The following is a 15,140-nucleotide window of genomic DNA, read 5'->3' on the forward strand; positions in this document are numbered from 1 at the left end:
CCCATGAGTCCCTCCCTGACCCCCGCGACGCGCGAGCGTCTGCGTATCGCCATCCAGAAGAGCGGGCGGCTGGCCGAGCCGGCGCGCACGCTGCTGGCCGCCTGCGGCCTGAGCTGGCGCGAGAGCCGCGACAAGCTGTTCTGCTACGGCGAATCCCTGCCGGTCGACCTGCTGCTGGTGCGCGACGACGACATCCCTGGCCTGATCGCCGACGGCGTCTGCGATTTCGGCATCGTCGGCCGCAACGAACTGGACGAACAGGCCGGCGAGCGCGCGCTGCTCGGCCTGCCGCAGGCCTACCGCGAACTGCGCCCGCTGGGCTTCGGCAGTTGCCGGCTGATGCTGGCGGTGCCCGACAGCTGGGAGTGGGAAGGTCCGCAGCAGCTGCAGGGCCTGCGCATCGCCACCAGTTATCCGTCCGTCCTGCGGCAATGGCTGCAGGCGCGCGGCATCGATGCGGCGGTGGTGGAACTGTCCGGCTCGGTGGAGATCGCGCCCAAGCTGGGCACGGCGGACCTGATCTGCGATCTGGTGTCCAGCGGCGCCACGCTGGCGGCCAACCAGCTGAAGCCGGTGGAAACCCTGCTCGACAGCGAGGCGGTGCTCGCGGGTCCGGCGCGCGAGTTCGACGATGCCCGCGCCGGCCTGGCCGACATGCTGCTGCGCCGGCTCGACGGCGTGATGAAACTCAAGGACAGCAAGCTGCTGATGTTCCGCGCCGAGCGCGACACGGTGCCGGCGCTGTCGCGGCTGCTGACCGACAGCGAAGGTCTGGTGACGCTGCCCGGTGGCGAAGACGGTCCCCTCTCGTTGCAGGCGATGTGCCACGGGGCGGTCACCTGGCAGCGGCTGGAGGAACTGCAGCGCGCCGGTGCGCAGGGCCTGATGGTGCTGTCGGTCGAGAGGTCGCTGGCATGACCGCGTCGCCTGCTCCCGTTTACGACTGGAATGCGCTGGACGATGTGGCACGCGAGGGCTTGCTCGCACGGCCGGTGCAGACCGTCGCGCAACGTACGCGTGATGCCGTCGCCGGCCTGATCGCCGATGTGCAGGCGCGCGGTGACGCGGCGCTGCGCGACGTCACCGCGCGCTTCGATGGCGTGGAACTCGCCATGTTTGAAGTGAGCGAAGAGGAGTTCGCGGCCGCGCACACCGCCGTGCCCGCCGATCTGCGGCAGGCGATGCAGGAGGCGGCGGAGCGCATCGAAGCCTTCCACCGCGCCGGCATGGCACAGCCCTACGCGGTGGAAACCGCGCCGGGCGTGGTCTGCGAGCGGATGATCCTGCCGATCCCGCGCGTGGGCCTGTACGTGCCGGCAGGAAGTGCCCCGTTGCCGTCGACGGCGCTGATGCTGGGTGTTCCCTCGCGCCTGGCCGGCTGCCGTGAGGTGGTGCTGTGCACGCCGCCGCGCCGCGACGGCACCGCCGATCCGGCGGTGCTGGTGGCCGCGCAGCTGACCGGCGTGCGCCGGGTGTTCAAGCTGGGCGGTGCGCAGGCGATTGCGGCGATGGCATTCGGCACCGAGAGTGTGCCGGCGTGCGACAAGTTGTTCGGCCCCGGCAACAGCTACGTGACCGAAGCCAAGCGGCAGATCGCGCAGACTGGCGCCGCGGCTATCGACATGCCGGCCGGTCCGTCGGAAGTGCTGGTGATCGCCGATGCCGGCGCGGATGCGGCCTTCATCGCCGCCGACCTGCTGTCGCAGGCCGAGCACGGCCCGGATTCACAGGTGCTGCTGCTGTCCGACGACGACGGATTGATCGAACGCGTGCAGGCCGAGCTCGCCACCCAGCTCGCCGCGCTCGACCGTGCCGACATCGCCCGGCAGGCGCTGTCGGCCTCGCGCCTGGTCAAGGTCGCCACGCTCGATGACGCCTTCGCCATCAGCAACCGCTACGCGCCGGAGCACCTGATCCTGGCGCTGCGCGAGCCGCGCGCCTGGCTGGACAAGGTGGAGGCGGCCGGTTCGGTGTTCCTCGGCGATTACACGCCGGAAGCGCTGGGCGATTACTGCAGCGGCACCAACCACGTGCTGCCGACCGGCGGCGCCGCGCGTGCGTACAGCGGCGTGAGCGTGGCCAGCTTCCAGAATTTCGTCAGCGTGCAGTCGGCCAGCCGTGCCGGCATTACCGCCATCGGCGGGTGCGCACTGACCCTCGCGCGCGCCGAAGGACTGGATGCGCATGCCAACGCCGTGGCGCTGCGCCTGCGCAAGGCGGCCGCATGAGCAATGTCCTTTCCCTGGTCCGCCCGGACCTGCGCGGGTTCGCCGGCTACAAGTCCGCGCGCAGCGAAGCGCTGCGTGGCGATGTGTGGTTGAACGCCAACGAGTCGGCCTGGGCCAACCCGGCGGACGGGCAGGGCCGCAGCCGCCGCTATCCCGATCCGCAGCCGCCCGCACTGCGCGCACGGCTGGCGCAGCTCTACGGCGTCGCGGCGGAGAACCTGCTGGTGGGCCGCGGCAGCGACGAGGCCATCGACCTGCTGGTGCGCGCGCTGTGCGTGCCGGGACAGGACGCGATCGTCGTCACGCCGCCAGTGTTCGGCATGTACGTGGTCTGTGCACGCCTGCAAGGCGCGCGCGTGGTGGAGGTGCCGCTGGTGGATGGCGAGGCCGGTCTTGCGGCCGACCTGGACGCGATCCGAGAGGCGGCGCTGGCGCAGGGCGCGAAACTGGTGTTCCTGTGCTCGCCGTCCAACCCCGCCGGCTCGGCGATCCCGCTGGCCCGGATCGCCGCCCTCGCGCAGGCACTGCAGGGCAAGGCGCTGGTGGTGGTGGACGAGGCGTATGGCGAGTTCGCCGATGGCGCCTCGGCGACCACCTTGCTGGACACGCACGCCAACATCGCCGTGCTGCGCACGCTGTCGAAGGCGCATGCGCTGGCCGCCGCGCGCATCGGCGTGGTGATCGGCCACACGGACATCATCGGTGTGCTGCAGCGCTGCCAGGCGCCGTATCCGGTGCCCACGCCCTGTGCCGACCTGGCGCTGGAAGGCCTGTCCGACGCCGCGCTCGCACAGACGCGTGAGCGGGTGGCCACGGTGCGTCGCGAGCGCGAGCGGCTGCAGTACGCATTGGCGCGGATTCCCGGCGTGCGTCGCGTCTACCCCTCGCAGGGCAATTACCTGCTGGCACGCTTCGATGACGCCGAAGGCGCATTCCGTGCGTTGCTCGCCGCCGGCGTGGTGGTGCGCGACCAGCGTGCCGCGCCGCAACTCGGCGATGCACTGCGCATCACCGTCGGCTCGCCCGAACAGAACGACCGCGTGCTGTCGGCGCTGAACGCGAGTATCGCCGTTGCTGGAATGGCTCCGGCTCCGGCCCCGACCGTGTCCGCAAACGCGCCAGAAGCCTCCCCTACCGACATCCTGTCATGACTCCCATCCTCTTCATCGACCGCGACGGCACCCTGATCGAGGAGCCCGAGGACTTCCAGATCGATGCGTACGAGAAGGTGCGCTTCGTCGCCGGCGTCATCCCGGCGCTGCTGAAGCTGCGCGACGCCGGCTACCAGTTCGTCATCGTCAGCAACCAGGACGGGCTGGGCAGCGAGCAGTATCCGCGCGCCAGCTTCGACGGCCCGCAGGCGCTGATGATGCAGGTGTTCGAGAGCCAGGGTATCCGCTTCCGCGACGTGCTGATCGACGAAAGCTGGCCGCACGAGAACAAGCCCACCCGCAAGCCCGGCATCGGCCTGATGGTGCCGTACCTGCAGGACCGCAGCATCGACTGGGCGCGCTCGGGCATGGTCGGCGACCGGCCGACCGACATCCAGTTCGCCGACAACCTGAAGATCCGCGGCTTCCAACTGAAGACCGCGCAGTTCGGCGGCGAGTGGGACTGGGCCGGCATCGCGCACGAGCTGGCGGATGCGCCGCGTCGCGCGGTCGTCCAGCGCAACACGAAGGAAACGAAGATCCGCGTCGAGGTGGACCTGGACCGCGTTGCCGAGCCGGTCGCCAAGACCGGCCTGCCGTTCTTCGACCACATGCTGGAACAGATCGGCAAGCACGGCGGCTTTGCGCTGGATGTGCGCGCCGAGGGCGACCTGCACATCGACGAGCACCACACCGTCGAGGACACCGGCCTGGCGCTGGGCCAGGCGCTGAAGGAGGCGTTGGGCGACAAGCGCGGGATCGGCCGCTACGGCTTCACCCTGCCGATGGACGAAACGCTGGCCAGCGCCGCGCTGGATTTCAGCGGACGGCCGTACTTCGTCTTCAGCGGCGAGTTCCGCCGCGAGCGCGTCGGCGACCTGCCGACCGAACTGGTGCCGCACTTCTTCCGTTCGCTCTGCGACGCGTCCGGCTTGAACCTCAACCTGAAGGTGGAAGGCGACAACGACCACCACAAGGTCGAGGCCAGTTTCAAGGCGCTCGCGCGTGCGCTGCGCCAGGCGGTGAAGCGCGAAGGCGCCGACCTGCCGTCGACCAAGGGGGCGCTGTGACGAAGGTCGTGCTGGTCGACGCCGGTGGCTCCAATATCGGCTCGGTGCGCTACGCCCTGCAGCGCCTCGGTGTGGACGCGGAACTGACCGGCGACGCGGCGACGATCCGCGCGGCGGACCGGGTGATCCTGCCCGGCGTCGGTGCGGCGGCCGTCTGCATGGCGCGGCTGCAGGAACTGGACCTGGTCGACGTGCTGCGCACGCTGGACAGGCCGTTGCTCGGCGTCTGCGTCGGCGTGCAACTGCTGTTCGCCCATTCCGAGGAAGACGACACCGCCTGCCTGGGCCTGCTGCCTGGCCGCGTGCGCAAGCTGCCGGCCGCGCCCGGCATACGCGTGCCGCACATGGGCTGGAACACCCTGCAGCGCACCCGCGACGCCTCCCTGCTGGACGGCATCGCCGACGGCGACCATGCCTACTTCGTCCACAGCTACGCGGCGCCGGTCGACGACGACTGCCTGTGCAGCAGCGAACACGGCCAGCGTTTCGCCGCGGTGGTGCAGCGGGGCAACGTGGCCGGCGCCCAGTTCCACCCCGAGCGTTCGGGCGCCGTCGGCGCGCGGCTGCTGAAGAACTTCATCGAGTACGGACTGCAATGACCGGTTTCACCGTTTATCCCGCCATCGACGTGCGCGATGGCCGTGTCGTGCGCCTGGCGCAGGGCGACTATGCGCGCGAGACGCGCTATGAAGGCGCGCCGCTCGACGTGGCGCAGCGCTATGCCGAGCAGGGTGCCGAGTGGCTGCACCTGGTCGACCTGGATGCGGCCCGTGCCGGCGGCTACACGCTGGCCCCGCTGCTGGCCGACATCGCCCGCGAGACCGCGCTGAAGGTGCAGACCGGCGGCGGTGTGCGCCAGCGCGACGACGTGGCCCGCATCCTCGATGCCGGTGCGCAGCGCGTGGTGGTCGGTTCACTGGCCGTGCGCGAACCGGAGACCGTGCTGTCCTGGCTGGCCGAGTTCGGCAGCGAGCGCATCACCGTGGCACTCGACACGCGCTGCGACCACGACGGCATCTGGCGCCTGCCGGTACATGGCTGGACCGAGACCGCATCGGAAACCCTGGACGAACTCGCCACGCGCTACGCCGCGGCCGGTCTTCGCCATCTGCTGTGCACCGACATCGCCCGCGACGGCATGCTGACCGGCCCCAACCTGGCGCTGTACGCCTACCTGCACGACACCGTGCCGTCGTTGGCCGTGCAGGCCTCCGGTGGTGTCAGCGCGGTCGCCGATGTCGAGGGCGCACGCGAAGCGGGTTGCGCCGGCATCGTGCTGGGACGCGCGCTGCTGGAAGGCCGCTTCGCCCTGCCGGAGGCGCTGGCATGTTGAGCCGGCGCATCATTCCGTGCCTGGACGTGCGCGACGGGCGGGTGGTCAAGGGCGTGAAGTTCCGCGACCACGTGGACATGGGCGATATCGCCGAGCTGGCGCTGCGCTATCGCGACGAGGGCGCGGACGAGTTGGTGTTCTACGACATTGGCGCCAGTCCCGAGGGACGTTCGGTGGACTGTGCGTGGATCGAACGCGTGTCGCGCCTGCTCGACATCCCGTTCTGCGTGGCCGGCGGCATCCGCGACGTGGAGACCGCACGCCGCGTGCTGTACAGCGGCGCCGACAAGGTGTCGGTCAATACGCCGGCGTTGGAGCGTCCGGCACTGATCGGCGAGCTGGCCGAGGCCTTCGGCGTGCAATGCGTGGTGGTCGGCGTCGACTCGATCCTCGAAGCGGATGGCGAGTGGCGCGTGCGCCGCTATACCGGCGACCCGTCGAAGATGCAGGGCGCCGGCCTGCGCACGCTCGACTGGGTGGTCCAGGCACAGCAGCTGGGTGCCGGCGAGATCGTGCTCAACTGCATGGACCAGGATGGCGTGCGGCGCGGCTACGATCTGGTGCAGCTGCGGGCCGTGCGCGCGGTGTGCGGCGTGCCGCTGATCGCGTCCGGTGGTGCGGGCGAGGTTGAGCATTTCGCTGAGGTATTCACGCAGGCGGATGTGGATGGCGCGCTGGCGGCCAGTGTGTTCCACAGCGGGCAGATCCGGATTCCGGCATTGAAGCAGGCCCTGGCAGGGCAGGGCATCGAGGTACGACGTGGCGACTGACAGACAACAAGCGGCGTTCGATCCGGCGCGCCTGGACTGGGCCAAGGGCGATGGCCTGCTGCCGGTGATCGTGCAGGACGCGGCCACAATGCGCGTGCTGATGCTGGGCTACATGAACCGCGAAGCGCTCGACGCCACGCTGGCGAGCGGTCGCGTGACCTTCTTCAGCCGCAGCAAGCAGCGCTTGTGGACCAAGGGCGAAAGCTCCGGCCACGTGCTGGAGCTGGTATCGGTCGATGTCGACTGCGACGACGACACGCTGCTGGTGCTCGCCCATCCGCAGGGCCCTACCTGCCACCTGCAGCGGCCCAGCTGTTTCCCGGCGGCACCGTCGGCGTTCCTGTCCGAACTCGACGCCCTGATCGCACAGCGCGAGCGCGAACGCCCGGCGGACAGCTACACCACGCGGCTATTCGAAGGTGGCGTGCGGCGGATCGCGCAGAAGGTCGGCGAAGAGGGCGTGGAGACCGCGCTGGCAGGCGTAGCGCAGGACGATACCGCCCTGCTCGGCGAAAGCGCCGACCTGCTGTACCACCTGACCGTGCTGCTGCGCGCACGCGGCCTGTCGCTGGCCGATGCTGTCGAGGTGCTGCGCGGGCGGCATGCGGCCACGTAAGCATGTCGCCGTGCTGTAGGAGCGACGTGAGTCGCGACCGCACGAAAGAAGCGCCATATGCAGGCGCATCGGGCGACGGAGCACCACATCGGATCCGACCGTGCGGTCGCGATTCACGTCGCTCCTACAGACAAGCCGACGCTGCGCCATAATCCGCGTGTCGTTCTCGCTGGAGCCGCCATGCGCGCCCCGTTGATTGCTGTTCTGCTGGCGTTGCTGACCGTTCCCGCCCACGCGCTGCCGCCACCGTGCAGCAGCGGCCAGGTCTTCGAGGACCGCAACGGCAACGGCGTGCGCGATGCCGGCGAGCCCGGCATCCCCGGCGTGAAGGTCTCCGACGGCGTGCGGCTGTCCACGACCGACGCGAACGGCGGGTACGACGTGCCGTATGAAGACGGCCGCACGCTCTTCGTCATCAAGCCTGCCGGCTACGACCTGTCGATGCGGCCGGACGGCATGCCCGACTTCTGGCACAACCGGCAGTACCACGCCGGTCCTGCATTGAAGTTCGGCGGCATTCCGCAACGCCAGCCTGGTTGCAGGGATTTCGCCTTGCGTCCGCGCGTGGCGGCGGCGGACGATGGCGCATTCGAGGCGCTGCTGCTTGCCGACAGCCAGACGAGTTCCTTGCAGGACGTGGACTACTACTGGCGCGACATCGTGCAGCCATTGGTAGGCCAGCATGGTGCGTCGCTGGGGCTGACGCTGGGCGATATCGTCAACGACGACCTGTCGCTGTACCCGGCGATGCTGCGCACGACGATGAGCCTGCAGGTGCCGTGGCTGTTCGTTCCGGGCAACCACGATCTCGATTTCGATGCCGCCGGCGACGAGGATTCGCTGCGCACCTTCCGCCACCATCTCGGCCCGGACACGTTCGCCTGGGAAGAGGACGCGCTGACCTTCATCGGACTGGACGACATCATCTACCAGCCGGGAAAGTCGCCGTCCTACGTCGGCGGACTGCGCGAGGACCAGTTCGCTTTCCTGCAGGCCTATCTGCCTACCGTCCGCAAGGACCGGCTGCTGGTGATCGGCGTGCATATCCCGTTCTTCGAGGAAGGCGCGCGCGGGTTCCGTGCGGCGGACCGCGAGCGCCTGTTTGCGTTGCTGGCGGATTTTCCGCACGTCCTGCTGCTGAGCGGCCATACCCACACGCAGCGGCACTGGTACCACGATGCCGCCACCGGCTGGCACGGCGCGCAGCCCTTGCACGAATACAACGTCGGCGCCGCCTGCGGCGCGTACTGGTCCGGCGTCAAGGACGCGCAAGGCATCCCGGTTTCCACCATGGCCGACGGCACGCCGAACGGCTACGCACGGCTGCGCGTGAACGCCGGTGGCGACTATGCCTTGTCGTGGCATCCGGCCCGCGCGTCCGGTGACAGCGGCATCGGCCTGCATGCACCGAAGGTCCTGCGCAAGGGCGCCTATCCGGCATGGGGCGTCTACGCCAATGTCTACATGGGAGAAGCCGACACGCGCGTCGAGTACCGGATCGACGGTGGCGAGTGGAAGGCGATGAAGCGCGTCGAACAGCCCGATCCATCGCTGCTTGTCGAGAACATGCGCGACGACCTTGCCGATGCGTTACGCGGATACGATCGCTCGCCGGAAGCCGAGCCCTCGCACCATCTTTGGCGCGGCGCATTGCCCACCGACCTGGCCGAAGGCGAACACCGCATCGAAGTACGCGCCTTCGACCGCTGGCGTGGCGAGACGACCGCCCACACCACGTATCGCTTGCAGCACGCGGAGCCCTGAACATGGCCACGCCCGAACTCCCGGTCGAACATTTCGCGGATGCCGCCACCTGGGAGCGCTGGCTGGAACGGCATCCCGAATCCGCCGGCGTGTGGCTGAAGATCGCCAAGAAGCAGGCCGGCATCCCCTCGGTGACCTATGCCGAGGCACTGGACGTTGCGCTGTGCCATGGCTGGATCGACGGGCAGAAGAAGGGGCTCGACGCGCAGTTCTTCCTGCAGCGCTTCACGCCACGGCGTGCGCGCAGTACCTGGTCGAAGATCAACGTGGCGAAGATCGAGACGCTCACCGCCGCCGGTCGCATGCGGCCGGCCGGACTGCGCGAAGTCGAGGCGGCGAAGGCCGATGGACGTTGGGATGCCGCGTATGACGGCGCGAAGTCGATGGACGTGCCCCCCGAGCTGACAAAGGCCCTGGCGCTGGCCAAGCATCGCAAAGCGAAAGCCTTCTTCGACAGCCTGGACAGGACCAACCGCTATGCGGTGTGCTGGCGCGTGCAGACGGCGGTGAAGCCGGAAACGAAGCGGGCGAGGGTGGACAAGCTGGTGGCCATGCTCGCGCGGGGCGAGAAGATCCACGGCTGAGCGGCTGCTCCGGAACGGCGTTTGGTTTTGTATGTGATCCCATCGTTGCAGTGAACGCCCGCATCCATTGCCGATGCGAGTCCCTATGCTGGATGCAAAGAGCAAGATGGATCCCAGCGTTCGCTGGGATGACGTTAGAGAGATCGATTCGCCCTCAGGTCCGTCATTCCAGCGAAAGCTGGAATCCATTGCCCTTGCGAGCCGCGATGCTGGGTGCAAGAGCAAGATGGGTCCCAGCGTTCGCTGGGACGACGATGTGGGAACCGTCATCCCGGCGCAGGCCGGGAACCAGTGCCTTTTGCTTTCCGTGCATGACAGCAACGCAAGCCGCTGGGTCCCGGCTTGACCAGACGTGCGTCTGTTTAAGCCGCCGGGATGACGGCAGGGTGATCGACTCCCTCCCAATCCCGTCATTCCAGCGAACGCTGGAATCCATTGCCCGTGCGAGCCGCGATGCTGGATGCAAGAGCAAGATGGATCCCAGCGTGACCAGACGTGCGTCTGTTGAAAGCCGCTGGGACGACGACGTGGGAACCGTCATCCCGGCGCAGGCCGGGACCCAGTGCCTTTCGGTTTCCGTGCATGACAGCAACGCAAATCGCTGTGTCCCGGCTTTCGCGGGATGACGGAGCTCCTTCGCCCCCAGTTCCGTCATTCCAGCGAACGCTGGAATCCATTGCCTGTGCGCACCGCGATGCTGGATGCAAGAGCAAGGTGGGTCCCAGCGTTCGCTGGGACGACGATGTGGGAACCGTCATCCCGGCGCAGGCCGGGAACCAGTGCCTTTTGCTTTCTGCGCATGCCCGCAACGCAAGCCGCTGGGTCCCGGCTTTCGCCGGGATGACGGAACTCCTTCGCCCCCAGTCCCGTCATTCCAGCGAAAGCTGGAATCCATTGCCCGTGCGTGCCGCGATGCTGGAAGCAAGAGCAAGATGGGTCCCAGCTTTCGCTGGGACGACGGCGTAGGAACCGTCATCCCGGCGAAGGCCGGGACCAAGTGCCTTTTGCTTTCCGTGCATGACAGCAACGCAAGCCGCTGGGTCCCGGCTTGACCAGACGCGCGTCTGTTTAAGCCGCCGGGATGACGGTAGAGGGATCGATTCGCCCTCAGGTCCGTCATTCCAGCGAACGCTGGAATCCATTGCCCGTGCGCGCCGCGATGCTGGATGCAAGAGCAAGATGGGTCCCAGCGTGACCAGACGTGCGTCTGTTGAAAGCCGCTGGGACGATGTGGGAATCGTCATCCCGGCGCAGGCCGGGACCCAGTGCCTTTCGGTTTCCGTGCATGACAGCAACGCAAGCCGCTGGGTCCCGGCTTGACCAGACGTGCGTCTGTTTAAGCCGCCGGGATGACGGAGCTCATTCGACGGTTTGGCCGGTTCCCGCATGTTTTGACGTGGAATATCCTGATGTCGCCAGGGGGGCGGCAACAGGGGGTTTCATGTCCAAGTGTTTCGATGCCGGCTTGCCCGTGGGCAAGCTGGACCGTGCTCCGTTCACCTTCAAGCACCACCTGCTGGACCATCCGGCACTGACGATGGAAGGGCTGGCGGCGTCGCTGCCGCAGTTGCGTCCCGAGAACATCGCCTATTCCAAGGGTCTCTCCGACCTGTCGATCAACTTCGACCGCGCGCACCTGGAGCATGGCAATGGCCTGAGCCTGCGCGAGACCATCGAGACGATCCGCACCTCCAACTCCTACATCGCGGTGCGCGACCCGGTCGACCATCCGGCGTTCCGCGACCTGTACGAGTCGCTGCGCGCCGAGATGACCGAACTGCAGCGCGAGAGCGGCAATTCGCAGGCGATCCACGAGCCGCGCATGTGGCTGTTCATCGCCTCGCCCAATGCGATGACGCCGTTCCATTTCGACCGGTACTCGAACGTGCTGATGCAGATCCGCGGCAGCAAGCAAGTGGCGGTGTTCCCGAATTTCCGCCCGGACATCGTGCCGGTGGACATCTGCGAGGCCTACATGGATCGCGAGGACGTGCAGGCGCCGTGGCACGAGGACCTGGATGCGCATGCCATCAAGTTCGACTTCCGTCCCGGCGATGCGCTGCACATCCCGTATACCGCCGGGCACTACGTCAGGAACGGCGCCGAGGACGTGTCGATCTCGCTGTCGTTCTTCTTCCAGACCGACGAGACGCTGCGCTGGACGCAGGCCATGCAGTTCAACCACCGCATCCGCAAGCGGGTGCGGCATCTCGGGGTGGCGCCGTCGCCGGTAGGGCACAACCGCTATCTGGATGGGGCCAAGGCGCGTGCGCTTCCGCTGCTGTCGATGATGCGGAAGCTGGCCGGCTGAGGCCCGGCGCGGTCCAGTCCACAAACGAAAACGCCCCTCGAGAGGGGCGTTTGCTTCGGCGGAACCCGGCGGGCGGGCGAGCGAGGGCTGGCGGGTGAGGTCCACGTGGCTGGCGGGCGAAGGGCTGGCGGGCGACGTGGCGCGCAGTCTAGGCAAACGCAGGCGGCGATGCCGGAACGCGAATCGCTCTCAGCGTGGCGAGCGGCTTGCCCGCACGCTGAGCCACGCGCCGGCCAGCAGCAGCGCGATCGCGACAGCCTGTAGCGGGTGCGCCTGTGCGCGGCCCGACACGACCAGCAACAGCGTGGACAGCAGGGGCGCCAGATACGACAGGCTGCCCAGCAGGGCGATGTCGCCATGCTTGGTGCCGTGATCCCACAGCCAGAAGGCGGCACCCACCGGCCCGATCCCCATCACCACCAGCACGCCCCATTGCAGGGCGGTAGGCGCAACGGTCTGTTCGTACAGCAGGTGGCACAGCGCGCCCAGTATCGCCACGCCGGCGCAGGCGACGGTAATGGCCGCGGTCGGCACATCGGCGAAGCGGCGATTGAGGGCCGAATACGCCGCCCAGATCACCGCCGCTCCCAGCGCCGCCAGATAGCCGGGAAGATGCGCCGGGTCCACCTGCAGCCCTTTGCCGCGCGTGACCAGCAGCGCCGCCGCCAGCAGGCCCAGCAGCGTGCCGATCCACTGCCCGCGGCGCACGCTCACCCCGCCGAGCAGGCCGGCGAACACCACGATCAGCAGCGGCCACAGATAGTTGAGCAGGTTCGCTTCCACCGCGGGCGCACGTTTCAACGCGATGAAGTACAGCGCGTGGTAGCCGAACAGCGCGAGCGTGGACAGGGCCAGCGCGGCAACAGGCTGGCGCAGTTCGCGAAGTCCGCTGCGTCCGCGCCATGCGGCCCGCAGCAGGCCGATCACGGCCGCCACGCCGAAACCGATCGCCAGCACCTGGAACGGCGGCAGGTCACCGGTGGCGGTGGTCAGCACCGCCAGCGACGCCCACAGCAGGATCGCGGCCAGCCCGGTGAGCGTCGCCGTGCGTTGCGATGCCATGGGCGGCTTCAGTGCGGAAGTGGGATGTCGGCGAACGAGGCGACCCGTGGGTGGCCGTGCGCGGCATCGCCTTCGCGCGGCGTCGGGTAGTCGTCCAGGCGATCGATCAGGCACGTCTGCAGGCCCGCGTCGCGGGCGGCGTCCAGTTCCTCGACGACATCCGACAGGAACAGGATCGTTTCCGCCGGCAGGCCGATACGCGCGGCGATCACGCGGTAGCTGTCCGCCTCGCGCTTGCCGCCGACCTCGGTGTCGAACCAGTCTGAGAACAGCGGCGTCAGGTCGCCGGCATCGCTGTGGCCGAAGAACAGCTTCTGCGCCGGCACCGAGCCGGACGAGTACACGTACAGCGGCAGACCCTGGCCATGCCAGTGGCGCAGCGCCGGGGCGGCATCGGGGTAGATGTGCGCGGTGAAGTCGGCATCGCGGTAGCCGGCCTGCCAGATCATGCCCTGCAGCGCCTTCAGCGCCGTGTGCTTGCGGTCCTGGTCGATCCAGCCCTGCAAGGTCTCGACGATGACCTCGTCGCTGCAGATGCTGCCGTGCTCGGTGGCCACCACGTCCAGCCAGCGGCGCACCTCCGGTTCCTGGCCGTGTTCGCGGACGAAGCCGGGCAGGGCACGGCGCGCGTACGGGAACAGTACGTCCTTCACGAACGAGATGCTGCTGGTGGTGCCTTCGATGTCGGTGAGGATGGCGGAAACGGGCATGGTGATCTTCAAGGTGGCCTGTAGAGCGGAGCTTGCTCCGCTGCGCGTGTCGAGGGCAGGGAAAGCGACCGGCGCTGATCGTTGGCACGACAGTTCAACGCCGTCGTTTCGCCGGACCCTCACCCCAACCCCTCTCCCGCGGGGAGAGGGGCTTCAGGGTTCGGTAAGGCCGTCGTAGCGCGGAAACTGCTGCGCCAGCGTGGTGCCGGTGAAGTGGCCCACCCAGCCGTCCGGCTCGGTGAAGAAGCGGATGGCCACGAAGCTCGGCTCCGGCCCCATGTCGAACCAGTGCAGCGTGCTGTCGGGCACGGCGATCAGGTCGTCCTGCACGCACTCGACCTCATAGACCTTGTCGCCCACGTGCAGGGTGAACAGGCCCGAGCCGGCGACGAAGAAACGCACCTCGTCTTCCTTGTGGTAGTGCTCGTCCAGGAACTTGGCGCGCATCGCCTCGCGCTGCGGGTTGTCCGGCGCGATGCTGACCACGTCCACGGTCTTGAAACCGCGTTCGGCCACCAGCCGGTCGATGTCGGCGCGATAGGCCTCGATCACGTCTTCCGCAGGCGCGCCCGGTTCGATGGCCTTGGTGGCCTTCCAGCGCTCGAAGGTCACGCCGATCTTCTTCAGTTCGGTGGCGATGAAATCGGGATCGTAGCTGGCGAACTCCGGCGTGGCCGGGTCGGATTCGCTGAAGATGCGCAGACGGCTCATGGCGGCAGGGCGGGCGGCGGCGAAGGGGGCCGCTAGGTTACCAGACCCGCCGCTGCGGCCCGTTGCGGGAACGGAATGCCGCGATAACCGCCGGCTATCAACGCCGGCAGCCGAGCTTGCGCAGTTCCAGTTCGGCCGCGAACAGGAACTCGAACGCCTCCAGGTGGCGGCGCGCCTCGGCCATCGTGCGGCCCCAGGCGTACAGGCCGTGGCCATCGATCAGGTAGCCCCACAGCGGCTGGTGGTCGAGCAGGGCATCGACCTGCGCCGCCAGCGTGGGCATGTCCTGGGTGTTGGCGAACACCGGCACGTCGATCGCCATCTCGTGCGTGCTGTTGCCGTGGAAGGCCTTCAACAGCTCGAAGCCCTCAAGCCGGACGTGCCCGGCCCCGGCGAACAGCCGCGAGGCCACCGTCTGCACCAGCGAATGCGTGTGCAGCACGCAGCCGATCTCGGGGTAGCGGCGGTACAGCTGCGTGTGCAGCAGGGTTTCCGCCGAGGGACGATGGTCGCTGCCAACGGCCTTGCCATCGAAGTCGACCACCATGATGTCCGCTTCCACCAGCCGGCCCTTGTCGCGGCCCGACACGGTGATGGCGGCATGCCGTTCGTCCAGCCGCTGCGAGAAGTTGCTGCTGGTGGCCGGCGTCCAGCCCAGCTGCGACAGCTCGCGGACGTTGGCGATGATGGACTGCGCGCGGTCGCGCAACTGGTCGGTGTCGTATGGCAGGGCGTTCATGGCGGCCATTCTAGCGGAACCTCCCATCTCGCCCGGCAGCGATTGATCCTGCGCAATGCGGGCGATGGGCGGGCGTCGGACACTGCCGGCT

At 68.3% G+C, this 15,140-nt stretch carries 14 protein-coding genes and 1 pseudogene; 11 read left to right on the forward strand and 4 right to left on the reverse strand.

The window, feature by feature from the left end:
• Positions 1 to 3: 3 nt before the first annotated feature.
• From hisG to MMG85_RS12355, 11 genes and pseudogenes are all read left to right on the forward strand, one after another.
• Positions 4 to 918 (forward strand): ATP phosphoribosyltransferase, encoded by a 915-nt coding sequence (gene hisG / locus MMG85_RS12305; RefSeq protein ID WP_055942449.1) that lies wholly within the window; start codon positions 4 to 6, stop codon positions 916 to 918.
• Entirely contained in the window at positions 915 to 2,228 is a 1,314-nt protein-coding gene (gene hisD / locus MMG85_RS12310; RefSeq protein WP_241046310.1) for a histidinol dehydrogenase, read from the forward strand. The genes hisG and hisD overlap by 4 nt, the downstream gene beginning before the upstream one ends.
• Positions 2,225 to 3,304, forward strand: a pseudogene (gene hisC, locus MMG85_RS12315) (histidinol-phosphate transaminase); the annotation flags it as partial. The gene hisD and the pseudogene hisC, both read left to right, overlap by 4 nt.
• A gap of 71 nt (positions 3,305 to 3,375) precedes the next feature.
• Positions 3,376 to 4,449, forward strand: coding sequence for a bifunctional histidinol-phosphatase/imidazoleglycerol-phosphate dehydratase HisB (hisB, locus tag MMG85_RS12320; protein ID WP_055942455.1), 1,074 nt, complete (start codon positions 3,376 to 3,378; stop codon positions 4,447 to 4,449).
• Positions 4,446 to 5,048 (forward strand): imidazole glycerol phosphate synthase subunit HisH, encoded by a 603-nt coding sequence (gene hisH, locus MMG85_RS12325; RefSeq protein WP_055942458.1) that lies wholly within the window; start codon positions 4,446 to 4,448, stop codon positions 5,046 to 5,048. The genes hisB and hisH overlap by 4 nt, the downstream gene beginning before the upstream one ends.
• A complete protein-coding gene (hisA, locus tag MMG85_RS12330; protein WP_241046311.1) occupies positions 5,045 to 5,782 on the forward strand; it encodes a 1-(5-phosphoribosyl)-5-[(5-phosphoribosylamino)methylideneamino]imidazole-4-carboxamide isomerase in 738 nt (245 codons plus the stop codon). Before hisH ends, hisA begins: the two co-directional genes overlap by 4 nt.
• On the forward strand, positions 5,776 to 6,552 hold the full coding sequence (gene hisF, locus MMG85_RS12335) for an imidazole glycerol phosphate synthase subunit HisF (RefSeq protein ID WP_241046312.1): 777 nt from the start codon (positions 5,776 to 5,778) through the stop codon (positions 6,550 to 6,552). Before hisA ends, hisF begins: the two co-directional genes overlap by 7 nt.
• Complete coding sequence (hisIE, locus tag MMG85_RS12340; protein WP_241046313.1) at positions 6,542 to 7,168, forward strand: bifunctional phosphoribosyl-AMP cyclohydrolase/phosphoribosyl-ATP diphosphatase HisIE; 627 nt, start codon at positions 6,542 to 6,544, stop codon at positions 7,166 to 7,168. The genes hisF and hisIE overlap by 11 nt, the downstream gene beginning before the upstream one ends.
• 180 nt (positions 7,169 to 7,348) lie before the next feature.
• On the forward strand, positions 7,349 to 8,932 hold the full coding sequence (locus MMG85_RS12345; protein WP_241046314.1) for a calcineurin-like phosphoesterase C-terminal domain-containing protein: 1,584 nt from the start codon (positions 7,349 to 7,351) through the stop codon (positions 8,930 to 8,932).
• Positions 8,933 to 8,934: 2 nt separating this feature from the next.
• Positions 8,935 to 9,516, forward strand: a complete 582-nt coding sequence (locus tag MMG85_RS12350) for a YdeI/OmpD-associated family protein (protein ID WP_241046315.1) — start codon at positions 8,935 to 8,937, stop codon at positions 9,514 to 9,516.
• A gap of 1,441 nt (positions 9,517 to 10,957) precedes the next feature.
• Positions 10,958 to 11,827: a cupin-like domain-containing protein gene (locus tag MMG85_RS12355; protein WP_241046316.1), complete on the forward strand. Its 870-nt coding sequence runs from the start codon at positions 10,958 to 10,960 to the stop codon at positions 11,825 to 11,827.
• Between the two features lie 189 nt (positions 11,828 to 12,016).
• Here MMG85_RS12355 and MMG85_RS12360 read toward each other — a convergent pair whose 3' ends face one another.
• The 4 genes from MMG85_RS12360 to MMG85_RS12375 form a co-directional block, all read right to left on the reverse strand.
• Positions 12,017 to 12,889: an EamA family transporter gene (locus tag MMG85_RS12360; protein WP_241046317.1), complete on the reverse strand. Its 873-nt coding sequence runs from the start codon at positions 12,887 to 12,889 to the stop codon at positions 12,017 to 12,019.
• Between the two features lie 8 nt (positions 12,890 to 12,897).
• Positions 12,898 to 13,605, reverse strand: coding sequence for an acireductone synthase (mtnC, locus tag MMG85_RS12365; RefSeq protein WP_241046348.1), 708 nt, complete (start codon positions 13,603 to 13,605; stop codon positions 12,898 to 12,900).
• 147 nt (positions 13,606 to 13,752) lie between these two features.
• The gene (locus MMG85_RS12370; RefSeq protein WP_241046318.1) at positions 13,753 to 14,310 is read right to left on the reverse strand and encodes an acireductone dioxygenase; all 558 of its coding nucleotides are present in this window, start codon (positions 14,308 to 14,310) and stop codon (positions 13,753 to 13,755) included.
• A gap of 97 nt (positions 14,311 to 14,407) precedes the next feature.
• Complete coding sequence (locus MMG85_RS12375; RefSeq protein ID WP_241046319.1) at positions 14,408 to 15,049, reverse strand: methylthioribulose 1-phosphate dehydratase; 642 nt, start codon at positions 15,047 to 15,049, stop codon at positions 14,408 to 14,410.
• Between the last annotated feature and the right edge of the window lie 91 nt (positions 15,050 to 15,140).

The organism is Pseudoxanthomonas sp. LH2527, from assembly GCF_022539275.1.
GTDB lineage: Bacteria > Pseudomonadota > Gammaproteobacteria > Xanthomonadales > Xanthomonadaceae > Pseudoxanthomonas_A.

Excerpts from the sequence above, each read along its gene's own strand:
- hisG (WP_055942449.1), top strand. The coding sequence starts at position 4 with ATGAGTCCCTCCCTGACCCCCGCGACGCGCGAGCGTCTGCGTATCGCC.
- hisD (WP_241046310.1), top strand. The coding sequence starts at position 915 with ATGACCGCGTCGCCTGCTCCCGTTTACGACTGGAATGCGCTGGACGAT.
- hisB (WP_055942455.1), top strand. The coding sequence starts at position 3,376 with ATGACTCCCATCCTCTTCATCGACCGCGACGGCACCCTGATCGAGGAG.
- hisA (WP_241046311.1), top strand. The coding sequence starts at position 5,045 with ATGACCGGTTTCACCGTTTATCCCGCCATCGACGTGCGCGATGGCCGT.
- hisF (WP_241046312.1), top strand. The coding sequence starts at position 5,776 with ATGTTGAGCCGGCGCATCATTCCGTGCCTGGACGTGCGCGACGGGCGG.
- MMG85_RS12345 (WP_241046314.1), top strand. The coding sequence starts at position 7,349 with ATGCGCGCCCCGTTGATTGCTGTTCTGCTGGCGTTGCTGACCGTTCCC.
- MMG85_RS12350 (WP_241046315.1), top strand. The coding sequence starts at position 8,935 with ATGGCCACGCCCGAACTCCCGGTCGAACATTTCGCGGATGCCGCCACC.
- MMG85_RS12355 (WP_241046316.1), top strand. The coding sequence starts at position 10,958 with ATGTCCAAGTGTTTCGATGCCGGCTTGCCCGTGGGCAAGCTGGACCGT.
- MMG85_RS12360 (WP_241046317.1), bottom strand. The coding sequence starts at position 12,889 with ATGGCATCGCAACGCACGGCGACGCTCACCGGGCTGGCCGCGATCCTG.
- MMG85_RS12370 (WP_241046318.1), bottom strand. The coding sequence starts at position 14,310 with ATGAGCCGTCTGCGCATCTTCAGCGAATCCGACCCGGCCACGCCGGAG.
- MMG85_RS12375 (WP_241046319.1), bottom strand. The coding sequence starts at position 15,049 with ATGAACGCCCTGCCATACGACACCGACCAGTTGCGCGACCGCGCGCAG.